At 65.2% G+C, this 26,125-nt stretch carries 30 protein-coding genes, 1 tRNA gene and 1 pseudogene; 20 read left to right on the top strand and 12 right to left on the bottom strand.

The features are described 5' to 3' along the window. Positions 1-8: 8 nt before the first annotated feature. Positions 9-1,640: a hypothetical protein gene (locus MNBBLIKP_RS17530; protein WP_088311564.1), complete on the bottom strand. Its 1,632-nt coding sequence runs from the start codon at positions 1,638-1,640 to the stop codon at positions 9-11. A gap of 158 nt (positions 1,641-1,798) precedes the next feature. Between MNBBLIKP_RS17530 and MNBBLIKP_RS17525 the strand changes: the two genes are divergently transcribed. Beyond that, on the top strand, positions 1,799-2,794 hold the full coding sequence (locus MNBBLIKP_RS17525; protein WP_088311563.1) for a winged helix DNA-binding protein: 996 nt from the start codon (positions 1,799-1,801) through the stop codon (positions 2,792-2,794). A 3-nt stretch (positions 2,795-2,797) separates the two neighbouring features. Here the strand turns inward: MNBBLIKP_RS17525 and MNBBLIKP_RS17520 are convergent, their stop codons facing one another. Then, positions 2,798-3,436, bottom strand: coding sequence for an FABP family protein (locus MNBBLIKP_RS17520; RefSeq protein WP_088311562.1), 639 nt, complete (start codon positions 3,434-3,436; stop codon positions 2,798-2,800). A gap of 135 nt (positions 3,437-3,571) precedes the next feature. On the opposite strand from MNBBLIKP_RS17520, the gene MNBBLIKP_RS17515 reads away from it, so the two are divergent. After that, positions 3,572-3,647, top strand: a tRNA-Val gene (locus tag MNBBLIKP_RS17515). Positions 3,648-3,654: 7 nt separating this feature from the next. Here the strand turns inward: MNBBLIKP_RS17515 and MNBBLIKP_RS17510 are convergent. Continuing rightward, a complete protein-coding gene (locus MNBBLIKP_RS17510; protein WP_254913117.1) occupies positions 3,655-4,173 on the bottom strand; it encodes a TlpA family protein disulfide reductase in 519 nt (172 codons plus the stop codon). A 55-nt stretch (positions 4,174-4,228) separates the two neighbouring features. On the opposite strand from MNBBLIKP_RS17510, the gene argH reads away from it, so the two are divergent. From argH to MNBBLIKP_RS17490, 4 genes are read left to right on the top strand one after another with little or no spacing between them, the layout of a single operon-like run. Then, complete coding sequence (gene argH / locus MNBBLIKP_RS17505; RefSeq protein WP_088311561.1) at positions 4,229-5,602, top strand: argininosuccinate lyase; 1,374 nt, start codon at positions 4,229-4,231, stop codon at positions 5,600-5,602. 5 nt (positions 5,603-5,607) lie between these two features. Next, positions 5,608-5,844 carry an LPS translocon maturation chaperone LptM gene (gene lptM, locus MNBBLIKP_RS17500; protein WP_088311560.1) on the top strand — a complete coding sequence of 79 codons (237 nt, stop codon included), beginning with the start codon at positions 5,608-5,610 and terminating at the stop codon, positions 5,842-5,844. Positions 5,845-5,856: 12 nt separating this feature from the next. Further along, positions 5,857-7,119, top strand: coding sequence for a diaminopimelate decarboxylase (gene lysA / locus MNBBLIKP_RS17495; RefSeq protein ID WP_088311559.1), 1,263 nt, complete (start codon positions 5,857-5,859; stop codon positions 7,117-7,119). Continuing rightward, complete coding sequence (locus MNBBLIKP_RS17490; protein ID WP_088311558.1) at positions 7,119-7,868, top strand: precorrin-2 dehydrogenase/sirohydrochlorin ferrochelatase family protein; 750 nt, start codon at positions 7,119-7,121, stop codon at positions 7,866-7,868. The genes lysA and MNBBLIKP_RS17490 overlap by 1 nt, the downstream gene beginning before the upstream one ends. Here the strand turns inward: MNBBLIKP_RS17490 and MNBBLIKP_RS17485 are convergent. Together MNBBLIKP_RS17485 and MNBBLIKP_RS17480 are read right to left on the bottom strand one after the other, a co-directional pair. Next, positions 7,849-8,256: a PaaI family thioesterase gene (locus tag MNBBLIKP_RS17485; RefSeq protein WP_088311557.1), complete on the bottom strand. Its 408-nt coding sequence runs from the start codon at positions 8,254-8,256 to the stop codon at positions 7,849-7,851. The two genes, MNBBLIKP_RS17490 and MNBBLIKP_RS17485, sit on opposite strands and share 20 nt — an antisense overlap. After that, positions 8,253-8,729 (bottom strand): PaaI family thioesterase, encoded by a 477-nt coding sequence (locus MNBBLIKP_RS17480; protein WP_176399828.1) that lies wholly within the window; start codon positions 8,727-8,729, stop codon positions 8,253-8,255. Before MNBBLIKP_RS17480 ends, MNBBLIKP_RS17485 begins: the two co-directional genes overlap by 4 nt. A gap of 119 nt (positions 8,730-8,848) precedes the next feature. Here MNBBLIKP_RS17480 and MNBBLIKP_RS18155 point away from each other — a divergent pair, with 119 nt between their 5' ends. Genes MNBBLIKP_RS18155 through MNBBLIKP_RS17470 form a run of 3 tightly spaced genes read left to right on the top strand, consistent with a single transcriptional unit; the run spans position 8,849 to position 10,880 of the window. Beyond that, positions 8,849-8,995: a hypothetical protein gene (locus tag MNBBLIKP_RS18155; RefSeq protein WP_176399827.1), complete on the top strand. Its 147-nt coding sequence runs from the start codon at positions 8,849-8,851 to the stop codon at positions 8,993-8,995. Positions 8,996-9,009: 14 nt separating this feature from the next. Then, on the top strand, positions 9,010-9,987 hold the full coding sequence (locus MNBBLIKP_RS17475) for a hypothetical protein (protein ID WP_088311556.1): 978 nt from the start codon (positions 9,010-9,012) through the stop codon (positions 9,985-9,987). Then, positions 9,975-10,880: a transposase gene (locus MNBBLIKP_RS17470; RefSeq protein ID WP_088311555.1), complete on the top strand. Its 906-nt coding sequence runs from the start codon at positions 9,975-9,977 to the stop codon at positions 10,878-10,880. The genes MNBBLIKP_RS17475 and MNBBLIKP_RS17470 overlap by 13 nt, the downstream gene beginning before the upstream one ends. Before the next feature lie 72 nt (positions 10,881-10,952). Here MNBBLIKP_RS17470 and ruvX read toward each other — a convergent pair whose 3' ends face one another. The 7 genes from ruvX to pyrE are packed head-to-tail and all read right to left on the bottom strand — an operon-like array spanning position 10,953 to position 16,328. Further along, positions 10,953-11,438, bottom strand: coding sequence for a Holliday junction resolvase RuvX (gene ruvX, locus MNBBLIKP_RS17465; RefSeq protein ID WP_088311554.1), 486 nt, complete (start codon positions 11,436-11,438; stop codon positions 10,953-10,955). Then, on the bottom strand, positions 11,435-12,544 hold the full coding sequence (locus tag MNBBLIKP_RS17460) for a DUF3089 domain-containing protein (RefSeq protein WP_088311553.1): 1,110 nt from the start codon (positions 12,542-12,544) through the stop codon (positions 11,435-11,437). Before MNBBLIKP_RS17460 ends, ruvX begins: the two co-directional genes overlap by 4 nt. Before the next feature lie 4 nt (positions 12,545-12,548). Next, positions 12,549-13,664: an AI-2E family transporter gene (locus MNBBLIKP_RS17455; protein WP_088311552.1), complete on the bottom strand. Its 1,116-nt coding sequence runs from the start codon at positions 13,662-13,664 to the stop codon at positions 12,549-12,551. After that, complete coding sequence (gene lepB, locus MNBBLIKP_RS17450) at positions 13,664-14,575, bottom strand: signal peptidase I (protein ID WP_088311551.1); 912 nt, start codon at positions 14,573-14,575, stop codon at positions 13,664-13,666. The genes MNBBLIKP_RS17455 and lepB overlap by 1 nt, the downstream gene beginning before the upstream one ends. Before the next feature lie 16 nt (positions 14,576-14,591). Beyond that, positions 14,592-14,993, bottom strand: a complete 402-nt coding sequence (gene acpS, locus MNBBLIKP_RS17445; RefSeq protein WP_088311590.1) for a holo-ACP synthase — start codon at positions 14,991-14,993, stop codon at positions 14,592-14,594. A 4-nt stretch (positions 14,994-14,997) separates the two neighbouring features. Then, complete coding sequence (locus tag MNBBLIKP_RS17440; protein ID WP_088311550.1) at positions 14,998-15,747, bottom strand: pyridoxine 5'-phosphate synthase; 750 nt, start codon at positions 15,745-15,747, stop codon at positions 14,998-15,000. Then, positions 15,744-16,328, bottom strand: coding sequence for an orotate phosphoribosyltransferase (gene pyrE, locus MNBBLIKP_RS17435; RefSeq protein ID WP_088311549.1), 585 nt, complete (start codon positions 16,326-16,328; stop codon positions 15,744-15,746). The genes MNBBLIKP_RS17440 and pyrE overlap by 4 nt, the downstream gene beginning before the upstream one ends. A gap of 195 nt (positions 16,329-16,523) precedes the next feature. Here pyrE and coxB point away from each other — a divergent pair, with 195 nt between their 5' ends. The 11 genes and pseudogenes from coxB to MNBBLIKP_RS17385 all read left to right on the top strand — a co-directional run. Further along, complete coding sequence (gene coxB, locus MNBBLIKP_RS17430; RefSeq protein ID WP_088311548.1) at positions 16,524-17,618, top strand: cytochrome c oxidase subunit II; 1,095 nt, start codon at positions 16,524-16,526, stop codon at positions 17,616-17,618. Positions 17,619-17,650: 32 nt separating this feature from the next. Further along, positions 17,651-19,336: a cytochrome c oxidase subunit I gene (ctaD, locus tag MNBBLIKP_RS17425; RefSeq protein WP_088311547.1), complete on the top strand. Its 1,686-nt coding sequence runs from the start codon at positions 17,651-17,653 to the stop codon at positions 19,334-19,336. Positions 19,337-19,561: 225 nt separating this feature from the next. Beyond that, a complete protein-coding gene (locus MNBBLIKP_RS17420) occupies positions 19,562-20,536 on the top strand; it encodes an alpha/beta fold hydrolase (protein ID WP_254913116.1) in 975 nt (324 codons plus the stop codon). A gap of 256 nt (positions 20,537-20,792) precedes the next feature. Next, positions 20,793-21,710 carry a heme o synthase gene (locus tag MNBBLIKP_RS17415; protein WP_088311546.1) on the top strand — a complete coding sequence of 306 codons (918 nt, stop codon included), beginning with the start codon at positions 20,793-20,795 and terminating at the stop codon, positions 21,708-21,710. Further along, complete coding sequence (locus MNBBLIKP_RS18370; protein WP_254913115.1) at positions 21,710-21,841, top strand: hypothetical protein; 132 nt, start codon at positions 21,710-21,712, stop codon at positions 21,839-21,841. The genes MNBBLIKP_RS17415 and MNBBLIKP_RS18370 overlap by 1 nt, the downstream gene beginning before the upstream one ends. A 2-nt stretch (positions 21,842-21,843) precedes the next feature. Continuing rightward, on the top strand, positions 21,844-22,434 hold the full coding sequence (locus MNBBLIKP_RS17410) for a cytochrome c oxidase assembly protein (protein ID WP_088311545.1): 591 nt from the start codon (positions 21,844-21,846) through the stop codon (positions 22,432-22,434). A 65-nt stretch (positions 22,435-22,499) separates the two neighbouring features. Then, entirely contained in the window at positions 22,500-23,321 is an 822-nt protein-coding gene (locus MNBBLIKP_RS17405; protein WP_088311544.1) for a cytochrome c oxidase subunit 3, read from the top strand. Continuing rightward, positions 23,321-23,719 carry a DUF983 domain-containing protein gene (locus MNBBLIKP_RS17400; protein ID WP_088311543.1) on the top strand — a complete coding sequence of 133 codons (399 nt, stop codon included), beginning with the start codon at positions 23,321-23,323 and terminating at the stop codon, positions 23,717-23,719. The genes MNBBLIKP_RS17405 and MNBBLIKP_RS17400 overlap by 1 nt, the downstream gene beginning before the upstream one ends. Continuing rightward, complete coding sequence (locus MNBBLIKP_RS17395) at positions 23,719-24,303, top strand: SURF1 family cytochrome oxidase biogenesis protein (protein WP_369678923.1); 585 nt, start codon at positions 23,719-23,721, stop codon at positions 24,301-24,303. Before MNBBLIKP_RS17400 ends, MNBBLIKP_RS17395 begins: the two co-directional genes overlap by 1 nt. Positions 24,304-24,313: 10 nt before the next feature. Then, entirely contained in the window at positions 24,314-25,714 is a 1,401-nt protein-coding gene (gene thrC, locus MNBBLIKP_RS17390; protein WP_088311542.1) for a threonine synthase, read from the top strand. Next, positions 25,715-26,125, top strand: a pseudogene (locus tag MNBBLIKP_RS17385) (hypothetical protein); the annotation flags it as partial. It lies immediately after the preceding gene.

The following is a 26,125-nucleotide window of genomic DNA, read 5'->3' as shown; positions in this document are numbered from 1 at the left end:
GGGGGCGCTCAGCAATAGCGACATCCGCTTCTCGGCTCCGTCAGCTTGGGCTTGATATTGACCCAGGCGCCGGTGAACTGAAATTCGGTCATCGCGGTCATCGGGTAGATCTTGAACACAACGCTGTTGGCAATTCCGCTCATGGTCGCGGTGGCGCGGAACACAGCGGGCCGGTTCGTCAGATTGACGGTCATGATGCTTGATCCGACCTGGGTGGCACCGTTCATCTGGATCATGGCTACGCGCACCTGGGGCATGGGTGTGCCAACGGTCCATTGCGGCGCCCACAGCGTCACGCCGTAGCTGGCGAGAGAGCTGTTGGCAGAGGAAGGGATTGGCTGGGTTTGTACAATCGCCTGCGTCGGATTGGTTCCGGGATCGTCGGGTGTCGAAAACAGCAGGGTGCAGTTTTTCTGGGTGGTCATCGGCGTATCGACCGGAGCCCAGGCCCAATTGAGCGTTGCGCCAGGCGCAGTGGTGCGCGTCCAGGCTCCCAGCCCACAGTTCCCCTGGCCGAAGGCACCGCCAGCGGCATAGGGGCCACCCAGATAGCCGTCCTTCAGCGTGTTGCTGCGTGTGTAGAGCGGATCGACCGGCCACAGCGGCAGGTTGGGCTGCTGATTGGGATTTGCAGTGGGCAGCCACGAGATCGGGGCTGCAGGGGTGCCTTCGAAGACAACCTTTGACCAGTCGCGGCAGTCGATGATGGTATAGGTGTGCCCTCGCAACTGTGTGGTAGTTGGCACATTGGGGCAGCGCCACTGCGCGAAAGCCGTCAACTGTGCCTGATTTTCGATCGGATAGCGCGAAAGGTCGCGCCAGGATTCAAACCTGGTCACGCCATATTCCCTGGTCAGGTAGGTTGCTTCCATCGCTCCGTCGAATGGCGAGAAATGATAGGCGTAATAGCTGTCGAGCGATTTGTTAGTTGCAAAGGTGAAGGTGGAATGGTGCCAGTCGACCGATGACGCCTGCGTTGCAACCGTGCCCGGGCACGACGCGTAGTGATCGGTTGGCGACTGGGCCTGGCCAGAGCTGCCGACCGCAAAGGACGTACTTGGCATAAGCAGCCAGCCCTTGGCCTGACAATCGGGAGTCCACCAGGGTTGCCAGCCGCCGACCGGATCGTAGGTTCCGCGAAAATAGACATAGCTGCCGTCCGCGCCGATAATATTGTAGCCGCCGTTTTTGGGATCGAAATGAACAAGATAGTGCTGGCTGGCATCCCGATAGCGATCATCAGGAAAATAGCCTGCGTAAAAAGCATTGGGTTCGAACTGTCCATCAAGCGGGACCAGTGTGTCGGGATGGCGGATCGAATCGCTGGGCCGGGTGAAGAAGAACGTCTGCACAGCCCTGGTGATGCCGTTAGCATCGTCGATCGGGAAGGAATCGCTGATCTGTTCGCCCTGATAGTCCATCTTGTGATAGGGCAGGGCCTCGCCAATCGCCAGTTTGCGGCGCAATGACGGCGCGCAATTGACCGGATCGATCGCGACAACAGCACCCTGTGTGGTCGTACAGACCTGCTGGACCAGATAGTCGGTCGGGGCAGTCTGCGCGTAAGCCTCGCCCGTTGCCCAGAAGCCGATCAGACAACAGAGCGCGCCAGCCAGTCCCTTTTCGAGCAGCCTCGCCATATCCCTCTCCCTCGCTGATTCACAAGGGAAAGCTCACACCAAACCAGGCGGTTGGCAAATGCTTATTCGCCGTGTGACAAGTGAGGGTCACTTCTAATTCTTGACATGGCCTCTCTTTGTTCTACTCTCGTTCCATAACGGAACCGGAGTCGGACCCGATGGCCCAAGCTGATTTTGCCTATGCCTTGCCCGCCAACGATGCAGCCGGGGTCCCCCTGTTGCTCTCGGTCTTTGCCGATCGGCCCGATGTGCGGCTGGAAATGCGCGACGATGCCGAAATGGCAGGGTTCCGGATCGGGCAGGTCGGCGGGCTGGCGGATTTGCTCGATGGGCAGGCGCAGGGGCTGGGCGGGGTGGTGCTGGTTGATTGCCCCGCGGTCGATGGCGCGACGCTTGCCGCGCTGACCCGGCTTGATCTGCGCGCGGCCCATGCCGGGGCGCAGCTGGTGGTTTCGACCAGTGTGTCCGCACTGGACGATGTGTTTGCCTGTCTGGACCAGTCGGCCCCGCAATTGCTGGTCGATCCCAGTCGGGCCGAACGCGTGATCGCGCTGGGCCGGGTGCTGGGGCAGGTTCCGGGGCTGCGGCTGCGCGAACTGAGCGAGGATGACCGGCTGACGCTGCTGCGACTGACCGAACAGGTCGGCCAGATCGCCCAGCGGCTCGAACGGATCGGCGCGCGCTCCGGGATTACCCCGCTGGACCGTGAAGGCGAAGCGGCACTGGCGCTGGAAAGCCCGCGTCCGGCCTTTTTCGGCGCTCCGGCCGGAATGGGCGAACCGGTGCTGCGCCAGACGCGCACGCCTTTGCCCGATCCCCGGCTGGTGCGCCGGATCATCCGCTCCCGCCAGCAGCGCGCGCGCTTTTTCGATGGAGAGCTGTTCGCCGATCCGGCCTGGGACATGCTGCTAGATCTCACCGCCGCGCGGGCCGAGCATACGCGGGTATCCGTCACCAGCCTGTGCATCGCCAGCGGGGTGCCGCCCACCACTGCACTGCGCTGGATCGGCCAGATGACCGAAGCGGGGCTGTTCGAACGCGTTGAAGACCCCAGCGACCGCCGCCGCGCCTTCATCGCGCTCAGCGATACGGCGTCTGACGGCATGGCCCGCTACTTCGCTGCAATCGACCAGCAGGCCCTGGCGCTGGTCTGACGGTCACTGCCCCTGCGGTGCCACCGGATTGGGGGTCGGCGCGGCGATCCGGGTCAGGTGGTTACGGTCCCGGTGGTGAAACGGTTCGCTCTGTCCCTTGATCGTCATCACCGTATCTTCGTCATAGGACCAGGTGCCATCAGCGTGGACAGTTACCGTAATCTCGAAACTGTCGGTACGGAAATTGCTCTCGAGATAGGGGTTGGAACAGATCCCATAGTCCGTGCTGCCGCGCTCTGCCCGCAAGGTAAACTGACGGGCATCGGGCGCAGCCTGCCCGGCCGCCAGCACGGTTTGCCCGCGCGGGATGGTCAGGCTGTGCATCACCGTCTGGCTGGCCGGTTCCCACAGCCAGTAGCCCACCTGATCGTGATAGGTCCCGCTTTCACCCGGCTTGCAGATCCAGGTGTGATACCGCAGGGCGTAAAGCAGCTGCGGGCCGTTGTTACCGGGATCGACCGGTTGCAGTTCGATCCGTTCGCGATATTCCTGCGTCCGCGGCCCCGCCTGCTTGGGGGCAATGTCCACCCCGCGCGTCCCTTCCCAGATCCCGGCAAGCGGGGCAAGCGGGCCCAGCGCCGCCAGCGTATCGGGGTTGATCGTGGCCGGTTCGGCATAGATGTCGTCGCCGTAGCTGCTCATGTGCATTCCTCCGTCTGCGCAGCAGCAGACCACGGCCCAGGTAGGTGAACAATGCGGTAAATCAAGTCACAGTGATTGACGATTTCGGCTGGCACACTAAAGAGGCGGCCTTCCCCGGCACTTGTCCGGTACGGGGGGCGCTTAGCTCAGTTGGTAGAGCATCTCGTTTACACCGAGAGGGTCAGCGGTTCGAGCCCGTTAGCGCCCACCACCCCTTGCTATTGGTTCAGCAGCACGGCCGTATCGGCGCTGCCCCAATCGCGCCCGCCGATCCAGCGCCACCGCTCGCGCCCGTCCGCACCGTAATAGATCGTCGTCGGCAGGGTTTCCGCCTTGTAATGGCTGGCCAACTGGTTGTCCGGATCAAGCCATGCCGGCAACGCGGTGATCGTGCGCGCCTTGAGGAAATCGGCCACCGCCCCGCCTTCGCCCATGTCCTGGCTGACGATCTGCACCTGCAACTGACCCTTGCGGTCCTGCGCCAGCTTTTGCAAGGTCGGCAGTTCAGCCACGCAGGGCCCGCACCAGGTGGCCCACAGGTTGATCAGCAGCGGCTTGCCCTTCAGGCTGGCGAGCCGCAATTCCTTGCCGCTGGCGTCCTTGAAAGTGAAGTCGGGCAGCTCGCTGCCCTTGTGGCTGGCGTCGAGTAGGCCAGCGCCTGCATCGCCGCCCGGTGCTGCTTGCGGTTGCGCCGCGTCCCCGCTTTGCCTATCGCACCCCGCGACCAGGACGGTCATGCCGAGGATCAGGGCTGTGAGTGAGCGGGACGATAGCAAGAGCGGCTCCAATGCGATGTGGGGTGGTCGGTTCGCCGAAGGTCCCTCCGCGATCATGCGCGAGATAAATGCCTCGATCCCGTTCGACAAGGCCTTGTGGCGGCAAGACATCGCGGCAAGCAAGGCGCACGTCGCGATGCTGGGCGCACAAGGGATCGTCAGCGCAGAGGATGCCGCGACCATTTCCGCCGGGCTCGATTCCGTGGCGGCCGAATATGCCGCCACCGGGGTGCCCGAAAACTGGGACCTTGAAGACATCCACATGACCACCGAAAGCCGGCTGGCCGAACTGATCGGCCCGGTGGCAGGGCGCCTGCACACCGCGCGCAGCCGCAACGATCAGGTAGCGACCGATTTCCGGCTGTGGGTGCGCGATGCCTGCGATGCCGCCGATGCCGGACTGGCGGCGCTGCAGGCGGCACTGGTAACCCGCGCTGGGGAACACGCCGCCAGCATCATGCCCGGCTTCACCCATCTGCAAACCGCGCAGCCGGTCACTCTCGGCCACCACCTGATGGCCTATTACGAAATGGCCCGGCGCGATCGCTCACGCTTTGCTGATGCACGGGCGCGGATGAATCAGAGCCCGCTCGGCAGCGCGGCCCTGGCCGGAACCGGCTTTCCGATCGACCGTCATGCCACTGCCAGCGCGCTTGGCTTCGATGGCCCGACTGCCAACAGCCTCGATTCGGTTTCGGACCGCGATTTCGCGCTCGATTACCTGATGGCCGCCGCGCAAACCGCGCTGCACCTGTCGCGGCTGGCCGAGGAATTCATCATTTGGGCCAGCCAGCCGTTCGGCTTTGTCCGCTTGCCCGACAGCCTTTCCACCGGCAGCTCGATCATGCCGCAAAAGAAGAACCCCGATGCGGCAGAGCTGGTACGCGGCCATGCCGGGCGGATCATCGGCAGCCTGACCAGCCTGATGATCACGATGAAGGGCCTGCCGCTCGCCTATTCCAAGGACATGCAGGACGATAAGCCGCCGGTGTTCGAAGCGGCTGGCCTGCTGACCCTCTGCCTGGCCGCGATGACCGGGATGGTCGCGGAAACCACGTTCCGGACTGACCGGATGCGCGCTGCGGCAGAGCTTGGCTATGCCACCGCCACCGATCTGGCCGATTGGCTGGTGCGGCAGGCGAACATTCCGTTCCGCGAAGCGCACCACATCACCGGCGCCGCAGTCAAGCTGGCGGAAAGCCGGGGCGTGGCGCTCGATCAGTTGCCGCTGGACGATCTGCAGGCCATCGATGCGCGGATTGATGAGCGGGTCTATGCTGCCCTCTCGGTCGAGGCATCGGTCGCCGCGCGCGCCAGCCATGGCGGAACCGCGCCCGATCAGGTAAGGCTACGTGTAGCTGAAGCGCGCATGGCGCTGGGGCTGGAGTGACACCGATGCGCCGCCTGTTCCTTGCCGCTGCGATACTGGCCCTGGCCGCTTGCGGGCAGAAGGCAGATCTGAAGCCGCGTCCGGGCAAGCAGCTCCCGCCCGCGCCCTATGGCCGCGAAGATCAGCCCAGCGCCGATGACCTGACCAAGGTTACGGTCCAGTCGGCCCCGGAGCGCAGCGTCGAACTGCGAAAACGGTCGGAAGAACGTGCCGACGATCCGTTTGACCTGCCCCCTTCCTGAGTTAGCGACCCAATGAACCATTTTGAGCTTATCGGCGGCGAACTCCACGCCGAAAACGTCCCGCTGAGTGCCATCGCCGAGGCGGTTGGCACCCCAGTTTACGTCTATTCCCGCGCCACGCTGGAACGCCACGCGCGGGTGTTCAAGGCGGCACTGGCGGGTCTGCCGCGCAGCCACGTGGCATTCGCGGTCAAGGCCAATCCCAACCTGGCGGTGCTGCGGGTGATGCAGCGCGAAGGGCTGGGGGCGGACGTGGTTTCGGGCGGTGAACTGGCCCGCGCGCTCGCCGCCGGGATGGCACCGCAGGACGTGGTGTTCTCTGGCGTAGGCAAGACCGCCACAGAAATGGTCCAGGGGCTGGAAAGCGGGATCGGGCAGTTCAACATCGAAAGCGAGGAAGAGGGCGTCGAACTCGCCGCGCTCGCCGCCGCGCTGGGCCAGCGCGCGCCCTGTGCGCTGCGGGTCAATCCAGACGTCGATGCCCGCACCCATGCCAAGATTTCCACCGGCAAGGCCGAAAACAAGTTCGGCGTGCCGATTGACCGGGCGGCGGGGATCTATGCCCGGCTATCCGCCCTGCCGGGACTCGATATGCGCGGGGTGGCAGTCCACATCGGTAGCCAGCTGTCGCAGCTGGAACCGCTGGAAGAAGCCTTTGGCAAGCTGGGCGAACTGATCGCTGAAATCCGCGCCGCCGGGCTGAGCGTGACCCACGCTGACCTTGGCGGCGGGCTGGGCGTGCCGTACAAGGCGGGCGAAGTGTTCCCCTCGCCAGAGGAATACGGCGCGATGGTTGCGCGGGTTACGGCGCGCTGGGATGCTACCCTGATGTTCGAACCCGGCCGGGTGATCTGCGGCAATGCCGGGCTGCTGCTGACCCGGGTGGTGCGGGTCAAGCGCAGTTCGAACAACACCCCGTTCGTGATCGTCGATGCGGCGATGAACGATCTGGCCCGCCCGGCCATGTACGGGGCGTGGCACGATTTTGACGCCGTCCGCCCCAATGGCAGCCGCATGGCCGCGCATATCGTCGGCCCGATCTGCGAAACCGGCGATACCTTTGCCATGGACCGCGAAATTGACGCGGTTGAACCTGGTGATCTGGCGGTATTCCGCACCGCCGGTGCCTATGGCGCGACCATGGCCAGCTCTTATAACAGCCGCGGGTTCGTGGCCGAAGTGATGGTCGATGGGGACAAGTTCGCGGTGGTGGCTGACCGGATTGTCCCCGAAGCGATCAGCGCGGCAGAGCGGGTGCCGGACTGGCTGGACTGATGCACAGCCTGCCCCTTTTCCACCGTCTGACCGGCCAGCGCGTGATCGTGCTGGGCGAAGGCGAGGCGGGAGAGGCCAAGCGGCGGCTGGTGGAACGCGCCGGGGCCGTGGTGGTGGGCGAAGACAATGCCGAAGCCAGACTGGCCTTTGTTGCCATGGCCGAGCCGGAGGCGGCAGCGGCACGGCTGAAGGCGCGCGGGCTGCTGGTCAACGTTACCGACCGGCCAGAGCTGTGCGATTTTACCGTGCCCAGCTTGCTGGAACGCGGGGCGGTGGTGATCGCGGTCGGCACGGGCGGGGTTTCGGCCGGGCTGGCCAAAGCAGTGCGGCTGCGGCTGGAAGGCTTGCTTCCCGCCTCACTGGGGGCACTCGCGGAAGGATTGGGGGCGGCGCGGGCCAGATTGCGCGCGCGCTGGGCCGATGCGGGCGACCGGCGGCGGGCGATTGACGCTGCGCTGGCTGAGGGCGGCGTGCTCGATCCACTAGAAGCGGACAGCGCGGCGCGGCTCGAAGCGTGGCTGGACGGGGCAAAGGATGCGCCCCGGCAGCACCACGAGATCGTGCTGCGCTCTGACGATCCCGATGATCTGACCCTGCGTGAGGCACGCTGGCTGGGCACGGCCGATGCCGTGGTGCTCGTCGGGGACATGCCGTCCGCCGTGCTCACCCGTGCCCGCGCCGATGCCGCGCGGCTGGCACCGGGCGATCACTTGCCTGAAGGCAGTGTGGTTACCCTTCGGCGGGGCTGAGCAGGATCTTCATTTGCGCCAGCGCGATCGGCTTGGTGGGATCGTCCTGCCACGCCTCGGCATTGACGAGCGCGACGCGGCGGCCGGCGCGGGTGACAGTGCCGCGTGCATAGGTCGTCTGCTCGGTCCCGCCGCGCATGAATTCGACCTGGATGTTGACCGGTTTGAGCCGCACCGTCTCGCCCCGGCGGGCCAGCTCGGCGCGCAGTGCGGCAAAAGCGGCCATCTCCATCAGCCCGCTCATCGCGCCGCCGTGGAGATAGCCGGGGCGGCCCATCATCCGGGCGGAAAACGGCACCGACAACACCGGATTGCCCGCCTCGTCATGATCGACCACGATCCCCAGCGCTTCGCCGTAGGGCGGCAAGGCAGTGTCGCTGCTGTTCACAGATAGGATCCGTGGGTGGCCATGAATGTCCCCGCGACATGCGCCACCGGATCGTCCGGATCGCCATCGTGCGCAATCCCGCGGATGAAGGCGATGGTGCGGGTCAGCTTGTAGCATTCGCCGTGCCCGATCACCGTGCGCCCTGGCACAGCGGCGCGCATGTAATCGATCCGCAGGTCCAGGGTGGCATGAGGCACGAACCGCCCGCACAGGGTCCAGGCTGACATCGACGTGGCATTGTCCATCAGGCTGATGATCGGGCCAGAGGCGAGCACGCCGCTGTCACCCGGCCCGGCCAGTTCCTCACGCCAGGGCAGCGACAGTTCGACCCAGTCCGGACCATGGGCGTGATAGCTCAGCCCCAGCCAGCCGCCATGGCCGTGGCGGGTCATCAGACCCGAAGCCCGGGCCGGGTCAAAGATGAAACCGGGTGGCAGATCGTGGAGCGATTTTGCCTTGCTGACCTCGTTCATGCGGCCTCTCTGCTGCGCTGCGGGGGCGATTACAATCTTTTAATTTCAACCCGGCCGCGCCTCGCGCGAACATGCCCGGGCGGGGCAAGCGTGCCCCGCGCCAATGGGGATGACCAGTCATGAACCTGCCAAAGATCGATATCGCCGCCCTGCCCGAACTCGATACCCTGACGGGCGTGTTCGGCAGCCTGGCCCACCAGGTCCAGGCCGTTTCGGATGACACCATCATCATCGTGATGGCGTTCCTTTACGAAGCGCTGCGTTAAGCGGGCCGTTCCGGATGCTGATCCGCCCGGAACTTGCGGCGCTGCGGAGCGATCCTGCTCCGCAGCGCCAAGCCCAGGCCCGGCTTGGCGAGACGCTGGAGCGCTGGCGGCAGACCGCTGCCGTGGCAACAGTCGATGCCGATCTGGCGCGTTATGGCGAAGGCGCGGAGCTGGAGGACTTGCCGGCCCTGTCCGCGCTGTTCGATCCGCGGGACGGTGCCGCGCGGCAGCTGGCCGATGGACTGGTCGCGCTGCTGCTGGGCGAACTGGAACACAATCCCTTCGCGCTGGTACTGCTGCGCCACTTTACCGATGAACTGATTTCCTCGCTGATGCTGCTGCGGCGCGGAACCGCGACGATTGCCCTGCAGGCGATCGACGGGACAGCGCTGGCGCGGCGGCCTGAACCGGTTTCGGTGACCTTCTCGCCCACCCAGACGGTTGAACACGTGCTGAGCGGCGCAGGCGAGGCGCAGTGTGCGCGGCTGGTGCGCGAACGGCCGGGCGGGGCGGAATTGGTGCGGTCGGTCCGCGTGATGCAGCCCGGCACCGTGGTCCACCGTGATGGGGCGAGCGAGACGCAGTGGCTCTGCCGGGTCGAGGGCAGCCTGGTCTCGCTCAAACTCCAGCGACGCCCCGCCAGCGGGGGGGTGCTGCGCGAATTCATGCTGGCCGATGGCGCGCTGGCGCACCAGGCGGCGGCCAGCGCGCGCGACAGCAAGCTGGAACTGACTGCCTCGCTGCTGGGCCGGATGGGCCGCAGCGATGCCGCCCCGCTGCTCGCCGCTATGGCCGAAGAACAGGGCAGCGCGGCAATGCGCTGGCAGGTGCTGCGCGAATGCCTTGCGCTTGACAGTGCCGAAGGGTTTCGGGCGCTGGGCCAGATTGCCCGCAATGCGCAGGATCCCCTGTCCGCCCCGGCCGGTGCGCTCAGGGCGCAATTGCTCGAACAGTATCCTGTGCTTGCCGGAGTAGAACCATGCCCCGCGTGATCGATCTGGCCGATAGTGCCGCCACCTCGCTCCCCGAAATGGTCGCCGGGATCAGCGACCGGGGGTTCAATCCCGATGATGAGGGCAGCCTCGACAATGCCGCCAGGTGGCTGCGGAGGCTGGGCAACAACCGTGACTTTCTGGGCGACCTGCTGATCGAGGAACTGGCCCAGCGCCACCGCGATGAGGCGCAGGAGACCGCCTATGGCCCGCAGGTGATGATCCTGGCGTCACCCAAAGGGGACTTCTTCGTCCGCGCGGCGATGTGGCCCAGTGCCGACGAACACATGCTGCGCGCTTCGGGCGGAACCAGCTTTGTCTATGGCCTGCCGCACGATCACAATTTCACTTTCCTGACGCTCGGCTATTTCGGGCCGGGGTACTGGAGCGACTATTACGAGTTCGATTACAGCGAAGTGGCCGGATACCGGGGCGAGGCGCTACCCTCGCTGCGCTTCGTCGAACGGTCACGGCTGGAGGAGGGCAAGCTTCAGCTCTACCGCGCGCATCTGGATGTCCATGCCCAGTTGCCCGCGGATTCGCTCTCGGTCTCGATCAACGTGATGCACACCAGCCCGGCACAGACCTGGCTCGATCAGTACCGGGTCGATCTCGACAAGCGCGAGATCGGGGCGATTGTTTCGCCGGGGCCAAGCGAGGCCTTCATCAAGATCGCGGTTGGCCTGGGCAGCCGCGAAGCGCTGGACCTGGCGCACCGCTTTGCCCGCCGCCACCCGAGCGACCGGATGCGGCTGGCCTGCTGGGATGCGCTGGCGGGGCGCGAACTGAACGAGGCGTGTCGAGACGAATTGTGGCGCGAGGCGGAGGGTTCGGGCAGCCGCATGGTCGGCCACGAAGCCCGCGCACGGCGCGCGGTGCTGGTGGGCGTTTAGGGAAGCTTGTGCAAAATCCGTATCATTCCCGCTCATCCTGAGCTTGTCGAAGGACCCTCGTACGCACGCCGCCTAACCGAACCCGCCCACCATCGCGTCGATCGCAGCCTGCAGGATCACTGCGGCGGCGTGCGAATCGATCCGTTCGGCGCGTTTGGCGCGGCTCATGTCCTGGGCGATCAGGGCGCTTTCGGCGCTGGCGGTGGACCAGCGTTCGTCCCACAGCAGGATCGGCAGGTCCAGGGCAGCGGACAAGTTGCGGGCATAGGCGCGGCTGGACTGGCTGCGCGGGCCTTCGCTGCCGTCCATGTTGAGCGGCAGGCCAATCACCACGCCCTGGATCGCGCGTTCGCGGATCAGCGCGGCCAAAGTATCACGGTCTGCGCCAAATTTGCCGCGCTTCATGGTCTTGCCGGGCGAGGCGAACCGCCAGCCCGCGTCGCAGAAGGCCGTGCCGATTGTCTGGGTGCCCAGATCCAGCCCAAGCAAGGCCCCGCCTTGCGGCAAGGCCCCGCGCAGGTCCGCCGCGCTGGTGGTGATCAGCGCCTGCCCGGTCAATGTTTGCTCTGCCACGCCGCCACCCGCCGCGCATAATCAGCGCGGAGATTTTCCCAGAACAGCGGCATGTCATAAACGTGGTAATTGTTCCCCGGCAGGACATAGGGCCCCATCTTGGGCGTGCCGCCCAGCGACAGCGTGCCATCCTTGCGGCATCCGGCGGGGGTGTAACCGGGCTTGATTTCCCCATCCTTGAGATCGCTGGTCGGCACCAGCGTGCCCAGGTTGGCGCTGGCGGGCGCATTGGTATCAAGCGTGCCGGTCAGCGGGTTCCAGCACAGGAATCGCCCGCCCTTCAGGCTTTGTCCGTCAAGCCCCTGATAGCGCGCCATGGCCCCGGCCATCTGCGCCGCGTCATAAGGTTCGCCATAGCTCAACCAGCTGGCCACGCAGCCGCTCTGGTCCGGCGCGGTGCAGGCTGGCAGGCCCATGCGCGGCAGATCATGTTCGGCAGAGACCGGCCAGCCGACCGCATAGACCGCCGCGATCCGGCGCGCGATCGGCTGGTCCGCGACACGTTCCGCCAAAAGGCGGCGGAGGTGGAAACCGCCCTGACTATGCCCGGCAAGCACGATCGGCAGATCGGCCGGGGCTTCCGCCAGGAACTGATCGAACGCGGCCAGCACGTCGGCATAGGCGGCGTCCAGCGCCTGCTTGCCTTCCGGCCCATCGGTAAAGAACGCCCCGAACGCAGCCTGGCGATAGCGCGGGGCCCAGACCTGCACCGCGTTACCCAGCGGACTGGCCAGCCCGCGCAGGAACAGCCTGGCCCGGTCCTGCGATTCGCCGTCGTCCAGCGGGGCGTTCCAGTCTGCCCGGGCGAGGTAGCTGGTCGGGTGGATGAAGAACACCGCCGCCTTGACCGGTGCGGCGGGTTTGGCCCCCTTGGGCTCCCAATGCAGCGGATCGCTGGCCAGGCCAGGCCGCGCGAACCACAGTTTCTGATCGGCATAGCGGTTTGCCGGCAGGGCGAGCGGGGCGGCGAACGGCTTTGACGGCACGAATGCGAGCCGCATCACTTTGTCCGGCGCGAGCTGGAACACCAGCCCGGCGGCGACAAACAGCGCGATCAGAATCGCGACGAGGTAGAGGAATTTGCGGGCCAAGGTTTCAGTCCGTTGCAGGCGTGGGCTGGTTGCGCTGCGACTGGCGTTCCAGCGCGACCTTGATCATGGCCACCATCGGATCGGCCAGCATCAGCCCGATGATCCCGAACAGCGCGCCCATGATCAGCTGCGCCCCCAGCACCAGCGCCGGGGCCAGATCGGCGGTCTTCTTGGCGATCATCGGCACGATGATATTGCCGTCCACCGTCTGCACCACGACATAGACGATCACGCAGTAGATCCCCATGTCGACCCCGCCGGAAAATCCGACCAGGACCATCAGCAGCCCGGAAATCGGCGCACCGATATTGGGCAGGAAAGCCAGCAGCCCGGTCAGCAGGCCCAGCAGGCTGGCCATCGGCACGCCATAAATGGCCAGCATCAGCCAGGTGCCGAACCCTTCCACGGTCATGCCGATCAGCCGCCCGAACATCAGCATGCGCAGGGTGCGGCCCATTTCGGCAGTGGTTCCGGCGAAATGTTCACGCTCTCCCTGGGGTAGCATCCAGGCCACGCCGCGGCGGTAAAGCTGGGGTTCGGCGGCGAAATAGATGCCCAGCACCATGACCAGGAAAGCCGTGGTCAGCCCGCCCAGCACGCCGCCGACAGCGCTGGTCAACTGGCTGACCCCGCCCAAAGCCTTTTCCGCCAGCCCTTCGACGGCCTTGGCATCGATCCGTACGCCGTTGCTTTGCAGCCACTGCGCGCCGCGCATCACCTGCGCTTCGACCGTGGCTGGCAGTGCCGCGGCCTGATCGGCGATCTGGCTGCCTGCAAACATCGATACCCAGACAAAGAAGGCCACCGCCAGCAGCAGCACCAGCGTGACCCGGATCGCGCGCGGCACGGGCAGCACCCGGCCCAGCAGTCGCGCGCCGCCATCAATCATTGCGGCAAATACCATGCCGCCAAATATCACCAGCAGCGGTTCGGCCAGATAGATCGCCAGCCCGACCAGCACCACCATGCCGATCCACACTGCGGCACGCTTGATTTCCTTGCGCAGCAGCGGATCGGAAAAGTCGGTTGGCCCGGACTGGTTTTCCAGCAGTACGGGCGCCGCCTTGCGCGGGCGGCGGGCGCGCTTGGCGCTTGCTTGAGGAGCGGCTTGATCGGCCATCACTTACCCTCCGGAACATGGACCGGACGCAGGCTGCGCCAGGCGCGGCCTTCGCGCAAGGCCCCCCACCAGGTCAACGGGTTGAACGTTTCTGTGCCGTTGAGGCTGAAAGTGGTGAATTCGGCGCGCCCGCCCACGTCAGACAGCGGCACCGCCCCGCCCAGGCCGCTTTCAGCCAGCGAAACGCGGCTGTCGGCAGAATGATCGCGGTTGTCGCCCATCAGGAAAACATGGCCTTCGGGCACGGTCACTTCGGCGAAATTGTCCTGTTCGGTGCGCAAATCGTCGATCACGATATAGCTGGCCCCATTGGGCATGGTTTCACGGTAGGCCGGCAGTTCAAACACTTCGTTCCCGCTCGGCAAGCGGACCCGGAAGCTGTTGAAGCTGTCATAGCAATGGGTCATGAAGCCGCCATCGCCGCACATCAGGTCATCGTCGGCCGGGATCTGCACGGTCGGTACGATTTCACGCGGGATCGGCTTGCCGTTGAGCACGATCTGGCCGCCCTGCACCGCGATCCGGTCTCCCGGGCGGGCGACGACGCGCTTGATCAGGTCTTCGTTGCGGTTGCGCGGCACGACGATAACGATATCGCCATAGTCCGGTGTTCCGCCCATTACCCGCCAATCCCCGCGCGGCAGCACGTGAAAGCTGGCCGAGGCCCAGTTCCAGCCATAGGGGAATTTCGATACGACCAGCCGATCACCCACCAGCAGGTTGGGCATCATCGAAATTGACGGAATGTAGAACGGCTTGGCGATGATGCTGTGAAACGCCAGCACTGCCGCCAGCATCCAGGCCAGACCCTTGATTTCGGCGATCCAGTCAATCCCCGGCGCCGCATCGCTTTCTCCGGCCGGGGCCGGATTGGGGGCGCTGCCGGCAGGCGGGGTGGTTTGCTCGTTCATTGCTTGGCTCATGCTTTCAGATCGTGCGGGCTTCGATCACCACAAAGGCCTGAGCCCAGGGGTGATCGTCGGTCAGGGTCAGGTGGACCACGGCTTCGTGGCCAGCCGGGGTAATCGCCGCCAGCCGCGCCGCCGCGCCGCCGGTCAGCGCCAGGGTCGGCGCGCCGCTCTTGGCGTTGACCACGCCGATGTCCTTCATGAACACCCCGGCCTTGAAGCCGGTGCCGACCGCCTTGGAAAAAGCCTCCTTGGCGGCGAAGCGTTTGGCCAGGGTCCCGGCCTTGGTATAGGGCCGCCGAGCCGCCTTGGCGCGTTCGATTTCGGTGAAGACGCGGTTCTCGAACCGCTCACCAAAGCGGTCCAGCGAATTCTGGATGCGTTCGATATTGCAGAGGTCAGAGCCGATGGCGATGATCATTCGCTTATCCAGCGCCATGCGAGCGGCGCGCCGCATCCATCAGTTCGCGCATCCGCACCACTGCCGTCTCCAGGCCAACAAACACCGCCTCGCCAATCAGATAGTGACCGATGTTGAGTTCTGCCAGTTCAGCAATTCCGGCGACGGGCTGGACATTGTCATAGGTCAGGCCGTGGCCGGCGTGGGGTTCGATCCCGTTGCGCGCGGCGAGGGCGGCCATGTCGGTCAGCCGGGCGAGTTCAGCCAGCTGTGCTTCACCCGTTGCATGAGCATATTCGCCGGTGTGCAGTTCCACTACGGGCGCGCCCAGGCGCAGGGCGGCATCGATCTGGCGCACGTCAGGCGCGATGAACAGGCTGACGCGGATGTCGGCATCAAGCAGGCGCTGGACCATCGGGTAGAGCCGGTTGTGCTGCCCGGCGGCGTCAAGCCCGCCCTCGGTCGTGCGTTCCTCGCGCCGTTCGGGGACGATGCAGGCGGCGTGCGGTTTGTGCCGCAGCGCGATCTCGAGCATTTCCTCGGTCGCGGCCATTTCGAGGTTGAGCGGCAGCCCGGTCGCGGCCTGGATCCGGGCGAGGTCGGCATCGCGGATGTGGCGGCGATCCTCGCGCAAGTGGGCGGTGATCCCGTCGCCCCCGCACATCGCGACGATTTCTGCCGCGCGCACCGGATCGGGATGATCCCCGCCGCGGGCGTTGCGGATCGTGGCGACGTGATCGATGTTCACGCCAAGGCGAAGGCGGCCGGGGGTCACGATGCTGCGCGGCTCCCCGGCTTGACCGCAGGCGTGCTGGCCAGTTCGGGGGGGAGCTCGGTTTCGGCGTAAGTCGGGAAATTGATCGCCACCAGTGGGAAGAACGGCACGCCCAGATCAGCCGTTCCGGCGCTGCGATCGACCAGCGCGGCCGCGGCGATCACTTCGCCCCCGGCGGCTTCGATTGCCTTGATCGCTTCCTTGCTCGACAGGCCGGTGGTGACCACGTCTTCAACCATCAGCACTTTGTCACCCGGTTCCAGCGCAAAGCCGCGGCGCAGTTCGAAGGTGCCTTCGGGCCGTTCGACGAACATCGCCTCAACTTCCAGCGCGCGGCCCATTTCGTGGCCGATGATCACCCCGCCCATCGCCGGAGAGACCACTTTGGCGATGTCCTTGCGCAGTTCGCGGGGGATTCGCTGAGCCAGTGCAATTGCGAGGCGCGAAGCACGCGCCGGATCCATCAAAACCCGCGCACATTGCAGGTAATGGGCACTGTGGCGGCCCGATGAGAGCAGGAAATGGCCTTCAAGCAGCGCCTTGCTGGCGCGGAATTCGGCCAAAACGTCTTCTTCCTGCATCGGATTCGGTGCCTTTCATGGTTTAGCGGCGGCTTATGGACAGCCGTCATTGAACTTCGTCAAAAATATCCCCTAGAGGCGCTTGAGGTGACCCGCAAGCGCGCGTATAGGCCCTGCCAAACATGTCTCCCACGGGGGCGGGAGGGGGCGCACTGTGTCTTCTCGCCGGCAAAGGAAAGCGAAAGCACTCGAACGATGACATTCGGCCAAACTGCCCGCGACGCGGCTCGCGCAATCAAGGCACTCGGACTCTCGCTGGCACTGCTGGCGGCTCCGCAGGCTCTTCACGCGGCACCCGCTGCCGCCGCTGCCAGCCCCGCTGCCGAAGCCGCTGCTCCGGCGGCTGATGCTGCCAAGGCTGCTGCGACCACTGCTGCACCGACTGCGGCTGCTGCACCGGCTCCCGAAGCGCCCAAGATCGATCCCAACGATCCGCACTTCAAGGTGGCACCGGGCGGCTACACTCCGATGAAGCCCACCGCGGGCAAGGGCATGCCGGTTGATGGCGGTCTGGACGTCCAGACGCAGTATTCGCCGGTTGGCGATCAGGCCGTGCCGCTCCACAACTTCCTGCTGTGGGTCTGCGTGGTCATCGCGGTGTTCGTGCTGGCCCTGCTGGTGTTCGTGGCCCTGCGCTTTAACGCAAAGGCCAATCCGGTTCCCTCGAAGACCAGCCACAACACTGTTCTTGAAGTGGTGTGGACGGCGGTTCCGATCCTGATCCTGGTGGTGATCGCGGTCCCCTCGATCAAGCTAATCAAGAAGACCTACGAAATGCCCCCGGCCAAAGCGCTGACGATCAAGGCCACCGGCAACCAGTGGTTCTGGACCTACAGCTATCCGGACAATGGCGGGATCGAAGTGATTTCGAACATGCTGCCCGATGAAAAGGCCGTGGCCAACGGTGAACCGCCGCAGCTGGCGGCTGACTATCGCCTGGTCGTCCCGGCTGGTGAACCGATCCGCCTGCAGGTGACTGCCGCTGACGTGATCCACGCCTTCGCCGTGCCTTCGCTGTGGTTCAAGATCGACGCCGTCCCCGGCAAGATCAACGAACGCCAGCTGTTCATCAACGAGCCGGGGGTCTATTACGGCCAGTGCTCGGAACTGTGCGGTGCGCGCCATGGCTATATGCCGATCGCGATCGAAGCCCTGCCGCGTGACAAGTTCAACGCCTGGGTGATGGCACAGGCCGGCGGCAAGATTGACGGTGCGCCCGAAGCGCCCGCCGTTGCCGCCGCTCCCGCCGCCGCCCCGGCAGAGGCCGCTCCGGCCAAGCCCGCCGCCTGAGCCCGAAACTTCCAAGGACAAGGTCCAAACCCATGGCCACCACCGCAGATAACTTCCAGGCTCACGACGAAGCCCACGGACATCACGATCATGATCACAAGCCGGCGTTCTTCGCCCGCTGGTTCATGTCGACCAACCACAAGGACATCGGCACGCTGTACCTGATCTTCGCGATTTTTGCGGGGATCATCGGCGGGGCCTTCTCGGGCATGATGCGGCTGGAACTGGCCGCCCCGGGGATCCAGTACCTCGACAAGTTCTCGGCTTTGTTCGGCGTGGCCAATCCCACGTTTGACCAGTCGCTGCACCTGTGGAACGTGCTGATCACCGCGCACGGCCTGATCATGGTGTTCTTCATGGTCATGCCCGCGATCATCGGGGGCTTTGGCAACTGGTTCGTGCCGCTGATGATCGGCGCGCCGGACATGGCCTTTCCGCGGATGAACAACATCTCGTTCTGGCTGACCGTGGCGGGCTTCGTCTCGCTGCTCGCTTCGGCCTTTGTGCCGGGCGGCACCGGGCAGGGCGCGGGGATCGGCTGGACCGCCTATGCCCCGCTGTCGACTTATGGCGCCTCGGGCCCGGCGGTCGATTTCGCGATCTTCTCGCTGCACATGGCGGGCGCTGCCTCGATCATGGGTGCGATCAACTTCATCACCACCATCTTCAACATGCGCGCGCCGGGGATGACCCTGCACAAGATGCCGCTGTTCGTGTGGTCGGTGCTGGTCACCGCTTTCCTGCTGCTGCTGTCGCTGCCGGTGCTGGCTGCTGCCATCACCATGCTGCTGACCGACCGCAATTTCGGCACCACTTTCTTTGATGCCGCCGGTGGCGGCGATCCGGTGCTGTTCCAGCATCTGTTCTGGTTCTTCGGCCACCCCGAAGTGTACATCATGATCCTGCCGGCGTTCGGCATCATCAGCCAGATCATCTCGACCTTCTCGAAAAAGCCGGTGTTCGGCTATCTCGGCATGGCTTACGCGATGGTCGCGATCGGCGTGGTCGGGTTCATCGTGTGGGCACACCACATGTATTCGACCGGGCTGTCGCTCAACACCAAGATGTACTTCACCGCCGCAACCATGGTGATCGCGGTGCCGACCGGCATCAAGATCTTCAGCTGGATCGCGACGATGTGGGGCGGTTCGATCAGCTTCAAGAGCCCGATGGTCTGGGCGATCGGCTTCATCTTCCTGTTCACCGTCGGCGGCGTGACCGGCGTGTACCTCGCCAACGGCGGCGTGGACGATGTGGTGCACGATACCTATTTCGTGGTCGCACACTTCCACTACGTGCTGTCGCTGGGCGCGGTGACCGGGCTGTTCGCGGGCTTCTATTACTGGTTCCCGAAGATGAGCGGGCGCTGGCATTCGGAATTCCTGGCCCACGTCCACTTCTGGATCTTCTTCGTCGGCGTGAACCTGATCTTCTTCCCGCAGCACTTCCTGGGGCTGCAGGGCATGCCGCGCCGTTATCCGGACTATGCCCCGGCCTTTGAAAAGTGGAACGCGCTGTCCACGCTTGGCTACAAGATCATGGCCGCGTCGATGGTGGTGTGGTTCATCAACATCATCTACGCCTACACCATGGGCAAGAAGGCCGAAGGCAATTACTGGGGCGAAGGTGCCGACACGCTCGAATGGACGCTGTCGAGCCCGCCGCCGTTCCACCAGTTTGAAACCCTGCCCGTGATCGAGGACAAGGGTCACCACTGATAGCGCGGTCGCAAGGCTGACAAGAATGCGCCCCGGCCTTATCGCCGGGGCGTTTTCGTTCTGGCACCCCCGCTTCCGTTCGTGTCGAGCCCTTCGGCTTGCGCCTGAGCAGCCCCGCTCAGGATGAACTTCGACCTATGGTCGAAGTCGAGACACGCTAACACAGCGCGGGGTGTCTCGACTTCGCTCGACACGAACGGCTAGAGTGAGCGAAAGGGAGAGCGAATGATGCCTGAATTTCGGATGATCAACGTCGGCGAGGTTACCCTGCGCTGCGCGATCGAGGGCAGCGGGCCGCTGGCGATCATGGTCCACGGCTTTCCCGAAAGCTGGTATTCGTGGCGCCACCAGATCGGCCCGGTCGCTGCAGCCGGTTTCACCGCCTGTGCGATCGACGTGCGCGGTTATGGCGGGTCGGACAAGCCGCACGAAGTCTCTGCCTATGGCCTCAAGCAGATCGCGCAGGATCTGGTCGGGCTGCGCGATGCGCTCGCGCCGGGTGAACAGGTGGTGCTGATCGGGCATGATTGGGGCGCGCCAATTGTGTGGAATGCCGCTTTCACTCACCCCGATGTGTTTCGCGCCGTGGCCGGACTGTCCGTGCCGTTCGCGGGCGCGCCGCTGCGGCCCTTTACCGATGTGTTCCGCGAACATTTCACCAGCCAGGGCCGGTTTTTCTATCAGGAATATTTCCAGGAACCGGGCGTGGCCGAGGCCGAGGCCGAAGCCGATCCGCGCGGCTGGGTGCGCAAGATGATGTATTCGATCTCTGGCGATGTCCCGCCGGGCGATTACTGGAACAAGCCCGCCGGTTCGACTTTCCTGCAAGGGCTGCCCGATGTGGCCGATCCCGCCGGGCTGCCGGCCTGGCTCAGCGCCGCCGATCTCGATTACTACGAAGCCGAATTCAAGCAATCGGGCTTCCGCGGGCCGCTCAATCGCTATCGCAACCACGAAGCGGATTACGAATGGCTGAAAGCCTGGCAGGGCAAGCAGATCGAGCAGCCCTGCCTGTTCATCGGCGGCAGCCGCGATCCCGCGACCACTCTGTTCGGCGCGGTCGAAGACCCGGTTGCGATGATGCGGATGTTCGCCCCGCGCGTCGAAGGCCACGTGCTGGAAGGCTGCGGCCACTGGACCCAGCAGGAACGGCCGGATGCGGTGAATGCCTTGTTGGTGGATTGGCTGAGTCGGCTTTAGCAAGCTGGCGGAGCGTTCGCACCCGCACCACCCCGCTGCGACTAGGTAGCAGAGCTACCAAGTCTCGCTGCCCCTCCTCTGAAGAGGAGGGGGGTATTTGGCCATCCGACGGGAAGACGTTACTTCGAAGCCCCCTCCTCTTCAGAGGAGGGGGTTGGGGGTGGTGGCGGTTTATGCAGGCCATGCTCTTCCCCAAAGGGGCGTGGGAATTGCCCTTCCACCCGAACCCGGACCAGCCTATAGCGCCCCCGGAATCATGACCGCCACGACCGCCCCCACCCTGCAGCTTCCCGCCGACTGGCGCGATTTCTTTGCGCTGACCAAGCCGCGCGTGATGAGTCTGGTAATCTTCACCGGGCTGTGCGGGCTGTTGGCCGCGCCGGGGCCGGTCGATCCGATCCTGGGCTTTACCGCGATCCTGTGCATTGCACTGGGCGCGGGCGGGGCGGCTGCGCTCAACCAGTGGTGGGAAACCGATCTTGACGCCAAGATGAAGCGGACCGCCAACCGCCCGCTGCCCTCGGGCCGGATGGACCGCAAGGCGGCGCGCGATTTCGGGATCGCGCTGTCGGCGGCATCGGTGCTGATCCTGGGCGTGGCTGTGGGCTGGCTGGCAGCAGCGATTCTGGCGATTTCGATCATCTATTACGCGGTCATCTATACCATCTGGCTGAAGCCGCGCACGCCGCAGAACATCGTGATCGGCGGCGGGGCCGGGGCGTTTCCGCCGATGATCGGGTGGATCGCCGCCACCGGCGAGATCACGTTGATGCCGGTGCTGCTGTTCGCGATCATCTTTTTCTGGACCCCGCCGCACTTCTGGGCGCTCGCCCTGTTTGTCGAGACGGACTATGCTGCGGCGGGCATTCCGATGATGCCGGTGGTAGCCGGGCATCACAGCACCCGCCGCCAGATCCTGGTCTATGCCGTGCTGCTGCTGCCGCTCAGCCTGGCGCCGTTCTGGTTTGCCGGGGCAGGGCCGGTCTATGGCGGGGCGGCCTTGCTGCTGTCGGGGCTGTTTTTGTTGCTGGCGCTGCGGGTTGCGGTGTTCAGGGGCGGGGCGGCGGATATGGACATGCGGCCTGAAAAGCGCCTGTTTGCCTATTCGGTGCTCTATCTGTTCGTGCTGTTCGCCGCGCTGGTGGCGGACCGCTGGATCATGGGATCTGTATGATGACCACGCCTGACGAATTCGAAACGCAACGCCGCAAGATCATCCAGGGCCGCAACCGGATGCTGGGCCTGGTCCTGGCGGGGTTTGCAGTGCTGTTCTTCGCGATCAGCATCGCCAAGATGAGCCACTGAGCATGACCGCCGCTACGACCCGTTCCGCCAATCTGCGCCGCACCGGCCTGCTGGCCGCGGGCGGGGCGCTGTTGATGCTGGCGCTCGGTTTTGCGGCGGTTCCGCTGTATCGGATATTCTGCCAGGTGACCGGGTTTGGTGGCACCACCATGCGGGTCAGCGAAGCGCAGGCGGCCGCGGTGAAAGTGGCGGCGGGATCGATCTCGGTCCGATTTGACGGCAATGTCGATCGCGGCATGCCGTGGAAGTTCGGGCCGGAACAGACCACCCAGGAAATGAGGATTGGCCAACGCAAGGTGGCCTATTACCGGGCGCAGAACCTTTCAGACAAGCCGATCACCGGGGTCGCCAGCTTCAACGTCTCGCCGGACCTGGCGGGCAAGTATTTCAACAAGATCCAGTGTTTCTGCTTTAACCAGCAGACCCTGCAGCCGGGGCAGACGGTGGACATGCCGGTGCTCTACTATGTCGATCCCGCGATCATGACTGATCCGGAGACCAGGGACCTGCAGCAGATCACGCTCAGCTACACTTTCCACATCTCTGCGCAGGACACTGCAAATGGACTGGACCGCACCGAACGGGCGCGATAAGGGCCTTTGCAAATCTCCGGCGGGCAGCTCGCCGGACCAGAGGGAATCAACGGGGACCTAAGCACATGGCTGGAACCAAGAACCACGATTACCACATCCTGCCGCCCGATCTGGTGCCGCTGGCAACCACGATAGGGGTGTTCACTTTCCTGACCGGCATGGTGCTGTTCATGCACAAGATGCCCGGCGGGCACGTGGTGCCCTGGGCCGGTCTGGCGCTGATGCTGGCCGCGATGTTCCAGTGGTTCACCAAGATCGTTCGCGAAGCCCATGCCGGGGATCACACTCCGGTGGTGCAGCTGCATCAGCGTTACGGCATGATCATGTTCATCGCTTCGGAAGTGATGTTCTTCGTCGGCTGGTTCTGGGCCTTCTTCGATTTCTCGATGTTCCCTTCGGCTCTGGCTGAAGTGGTTGGCGGGCAGTGGCCGCCCAAGGCGATCGAAGCGGTGATGGATCCGTTCGACCTGCCGCTGCTCAACACCCTGATCCTGCTGTGCTCGGGCTGCACTGTCACCTGGGCGCACCACGCGCTGATCCACAACGATCGCGATGGCCTCAAGAAGGGGCTGTGGGCCACGATCCTGCTGGGCCTGCTGTTCACCAGCATCCAGGCCTACGAATATGCCAACGCGCCGTTTCCCTTCGGCCAGAACACCTATGGCAGCGCCTTTTACATGGCGACGGGCTTTCACGGATTCCACGTGATCGTTGGCACGATCATGCTGATCGTCTGCCTCAAGCGCACCTACAATGGGGACTTCACGCCCAAGCAGCACTTCGGCTTCGAAGCTGCGGCCTGGTACTGGCACTTCGTTGACGTGGTGTGGCTGTTCCTGTTCGTCGCGGTCTATGTCTGGGGCGGCTGGGGTTATCCGACGCACTAATGCCGGATCTCCAATCCAAGCAATCCGAAGGGCAGCCGGGACTCGTTCCGGCTGCCCTTTTCGGTCTCTGCCCCCAGTGCGGCGCGCGCAGCCTGTTTGCAGGGGCGGCGAAATTTGCGCCGGGGTGCAGCGCCTGCGGGCAGGATTTCAGCCGCTTCAACGTGGGGGATGGCCCGGCGGCGTTCCTGACCATGGTGCTGGGCGCGGTGGTGCTGGGGCTGGCGCTGTGGGTCGAATTCACCTTTCACCCGCCGGTCTGGGTCCATGTGGTGCTGTGGGTGCCGCTGACGGCGGGCGCGACGCTGTGGGGCCTGCGGGTGGGCAAGGCCGCACTGCTCGCCGCTGAATTCAAGCGCCACGCGGCAGCGGCCGGGGCGCAGGACCTGAAGCAGGACTGATGCTGAAACGTCTGCCTTTGATCCCGACGCTGGTGGTGCTGATCGCGGTGGCCGTGATGGTGCGGCTGGGGTGCTGGCAGCTTGACCGGCTGTACCAGAAGGAAGCGCTGCTGGCGCTCTATGCCAAGGCGGGTCAGGCCCCGGAACGCGCGCTGGAAGGCTGGGACGGGCCGCGCGTGCCCGATGGCCTGCTTTATCACCGCGTCTGGTTTGACTGTGCCAGGCTGGGCGCGATCGCCCCGCGTGCCGGGCACAATGCCAAGGGGGATACCGGCTGGGCCCAGGTGGCTGACTGCACGACCCAGCAGGGTGACCGGATCGAGGTGGTGCTCGGCTGGGCGAGCAGCCCTGCGCCGGTGCGCTGGCAGGGCGGGCTGGTCCACGGCACGCTCAACGGGGGCGGCGCGCTGGTGGCCGATCCGCCGCTGGCGGGGCTTGCCGCCAACGCCAAGCCAGATCCATCGGCCATGCCCAACAACCACCTGTCCTATGCCCTGCAATGGTTCGCTTTCGCCCTTACCGCGCTGGTCATCTATGCCCTGGCGCTGCGCAAGCGGCTTGCCGCCGGGGGCGAGGGGGGCTAACGGCCCCGCCATGGAATACGTCTCCACCCGTGGCAGCGCTCCGGCGCTGAACTTCGAAGCGGCGACGCTGGCCGGGCTGGCCAGCGACGGCGGGCTCTATGTGCCGCGTGAGTGGCCGCGCTTTTCGGCTGAGGACATCGCCGGGATGGCCGGGCTGCCCTATGCCGCGCTGGCGCAGCGGATCATGCAGCCGTTCGTGGGTGATTGCCTGACGCCGGAGCGGCTGCTGGAACTGACCACCGAAGCCTATGGCCGCTTCGCGCACAATGCGGTCACCCCGCTCAAGCAGCTGGATGAGCAACAGTGGCTGCTCGAACTGTTCCACGGGCCGACGCTGGCGTTCAAGGACGTCGCGCTGCAACTGCTTGGCTTGCTGTTCGAGGAATTCCTGGGCCGCGGCGGCGATCCCTTGACGATTGTCGGGGCGACCAGCGGTGATACCGGTTCGGCGGCGATCGATGCCGTGGCGGGCCGGGCGCGGGTCGATATTTTCATGCTCCACCCCAAGGGCCGCGTGTCCGACGTGCAGCGCCGCCAGATGACCACGGTGCTGGCCCCCAATGTCCACAACATCGCGATCGAGGGCACGTTTGACGATGCCCAGGCGATGGTGAAGCGGATGTTCAATGACAGCGCGATGACCAGCCGGTTCAGCATCGGCGCGGTCAATTCGATCAACTGGGCGCGGCTGATGGCGCAAGTGGTCTATTACTTCGCCGCCGCGCTGCAATTGGGCGCGCCGCACCGCAAGGTCGCCTTCGCGGTGCCGACCGGCAATTTCGGAGACGTGTTCGCGGGCTATGTCGCGGCGCAGATGGGCCTGCCGATTGAGCGGCTGATCGTGGCGACCAACGTCAACGACATTCTCCACCGCGCGCTGTCCACCGGGGACTATTCGGCGGGGACCGTCACGCCCACGGCCGCGCCTTCGATGGACATTCAGGTCTCCTCCAACTTTGAACGGCTGCTGTTCGATGTCGGCGGGCGTGATGGCGCGGCGCTGGCGGCGCAGATGGCCGGCTTTGAAGCCAGCAAGGCGATGCAGCTGACCAACCAGCAGCGCGAAGGCGCAGCCAGGCTGTTCACCAGCCACCGCGCCGATCCGGACCAGATGACGCAGGCGATCCGCTGGGCCTGGGATGCCTCGGGCGAATTGCTCGATCCGCACACCGCGATTGGCCTGCACGCCGCCCGTGCGGCCGGGATCGATCCCGAGGTGCCCGTAGTCACGCTCGCCACCGCGCACCCGGCCAAGTTCCGCGATGCGGTTGAGCGCGCAACCGGCCAGCGCCCGACCCTGCCCACGCGGATCGGTGACCTGTTCGAACGCGAAGAGCGGCTGGTCGAGCTGCCGGGCGATTACGCCGCGATTGCCGATTACATCGCCAAGCATGCGGTGGCGCGGGGGTAGATGGCCAGCCTGACCATCCCGCCGCAGCTCCTGCTAGGTCAGGGCTGGGACGACTATGCCCTGATCGACAGCGGGCATGGCCGCAAGCTGGAACGCTATGGGGAATACCAGTTCATCCGTCCGGACGGACAGGCGCTGTGGACTCCGCGGCTGGAACGCTGGGCCAGCCATGGCGAATTCGTGCCCGGATCGGACGAGGACGGCGGCGGGCGCTGGCAATTTGCGCGGCCTGTCCCGCAAGAGGGCTGGCCGCTGTGCCGGGGCGACGTGCGCTTTACCGCACAATGCACCCCGTTCCGCCACCTGGGCTTCTTCCCCGATATGGCCCCGGTGTGGGACTGGATGGGGGAACAGTATGGCAATCCTCCCCTTTTGGGGGAGGTGGCGGCGCACAGCGCCGTCGGAGGGGGA

Source organism: Novosphingobium sp. B 225, assembly GCF_002198665.1.
Taxonomy (GTDB): Bacteria; Pseudomonadota; Alphaproteobacteria; order Sphingomonadales; family Sphingomonadaceae; genus Novosphingobium.
The sequence above is the reverse complement of the archived record's forward strand: the minus strand, read 5'-3'. Positions and strand labels throughout refer to the sequence as shown.

Bases quoted from the DNA above. Each gene is read 5' to 3' on its own strand.
- MNBBLIKP_RS17530 (WP_088311564.1), bottom strand. From the start codon at position 1,640: ATGGCGAGGCTGCTCGAAAAGGGACTGGCTGGCGCGCTCTGTTGTCTG.
- MNBBLIKP_RS17525 (WP_088311563.1), top strand. From the start codon at position 1,799: ATGGCCCAAGCTGATTTTGCCTATGCCTTGCCCGCCAACGATGCAGCC.
- MNBBLIKP_RS17520 (WP_088311562.1), bottom strand. From the start codon at position 3,436: ATGAGCAGCTACGGCGACGACATCTATGCCGAACCGGCCACGATCAAC.
- MNBBLIKP_RS17510 (WP_254913117.1), bottom strand. From the start codon at position 4,173: ATGACCGTCCTGGTCGCGGGGTGCGATAGGCAAAGCGGGGACGCGGCG.
- argH (WP_088311561.1), top strand. From the start codon at position 4,229: ATGTGGGGTGGTCGGTTCGCCGAAGGTCCCTCCGCGATCATGCGCGAG.
- lptM (WP_088311560.1), top strand. From the start codon at position 5,608: ATGCGCCGCCTGTTCCTTGCCGCTGCGATACTGGCCCTGGCCGCTTGC.
- lysA (WP_088311559.1), top strand. From the start codon at position 5,857: ATGAACCATTTTGAGCTTATCGGCGGCGAACTCCACGCCGAAAACGTC.
- MNBBLIKP_RS17490 (WP_088311558.1), top strand. From the start codon at position 7,119: ATGCACAGCCTGCCCCTTTTCCACCGTCTGACCGGCCAGCGCGTGATC.
- MNBBLIKP_RS17480 (WP_176399828.1), bottom strand. From the start codon at position 8,729: ATGAACGAGGTCAGCAAGGCAAAATCGCTCCACGATCTGCCACCCGGT.
- MNBBLIKP_RS18155 (WP_176399827.1), top strand. From the start codon at position 8,849: ATGAACCTGCCAAAGATCGATATCGCCGCCCTGCCCGAACTCGATACC.
- MNBBLIKP_RS17475 (WP_088311556.1), top strand. From the start codon at position 9,010: ATGCTGATCCGCCCGGAACTTGCGGCGCTGCGGAGCGATCCTGCTCCG.
- MNBBLIKP_RS17470 (WP_088311555.1), top strand. From the start codon at position 9,975: ATGCCCCGCGTGATCGATCTGGCCGATAGTGCCGCCACCTCGCTCCCC.
- MNBBLIKP_RS17455 (WP_088311552.1), bottom strand. From the start codon at position 13,664: ATGGCCGATCAAGCCGCTCCTCAAGCAAGCGCCAAGCGCGCCCGCCGC.
- lepB (WP_088311551.1), bottom strand. From the start codon at position 14,575: ATGAACGAGCAAACCACCCCGCCTGCCGGCAGCGCCCCCAATCCGGCC.
- acpS (WP_088311590.1), bottom strand. From the start codon at position 14,993: ATGATCATCGCCATCGGCTCTGACCTCTGCAATATCGAACGCATCCAG.
- pyrE (WP_088311549.1), bottom strand. From the start codon at position 16,328: ATGCAGGAAGAAGACGTTTTGGCCGAATTCCGCGCCAGCAAGGCGCTG.
- coxB (WP_088311548.1), top strand. From the start codon at position 16,524: ATGACATTCGGCCAAACTGCCCGCGACGCGGCTCGCGCAATCAAGGCA.
- ctaD (WP_088311547.1), top strand. From the start codon at position 17,651: ATGGCCACCACCGCAGATAACTTCCAGGCTCACGACGAAGCCCACGGA.
- MNBBLIKP_RS17420 (WP_254913116.1), top strand. From the start codon at position 19,562: ATGATGCCTGAATTTCGGATGATCAACGTCGGCGAGGTTACCCTGCGC.
- MNBBLIKP_RS17415 (WP_088311546.1), top strand. From the start codon at position 20,793: ATGACCGCCACGACCGCCCCCACCCTGCAGCTTCCCGCCGACTGGCGC.
- MNBBLIKP_RS18370 (WP_254913115.1), top strand. From the start codon at position 21,710: ATGACCACGCCTGACGAATTCGAAACGCAACGCCGCAAGATCATCCAG.
- MNBBLIKP_RS17410 (WP_088311545.1), top strand. From the start codon at position 21,844: ATGACCGCCGCTACGACCCGTTCCGCCAATCTGCGCCGCACCGGCCTG.
- MNBBLIKP_RS17405 (WP_088311544.1), top strand. From the start codon at position 22,500: ATGGCTGGAACCAAGAACCACGATTACCACATCCTGCCGCCCGATCTG.
- MNBBLIKP_RS17400 (WP_088311543.1), top strand. From the start codon at position 23,321: ATGCCGGATCTCCAATCCAAGCAATCCGAAGGGCAGCCGGGACTCGTT.
- MNBBLIKP_RS17395 (WP_369678923.1), top strand. From the start codon at position 23,719: ATGCTGAAACGTCTGCCTTTGATCCCGACGCTGGTGGTGCTGATCGCG.
- thrC (WP_088311542.1), top strand. From the start codon at position 24,314: ATGGAATACGTCTCCACCCGTGGCAGCGCTCCGGCGCTGAACTTCGAA.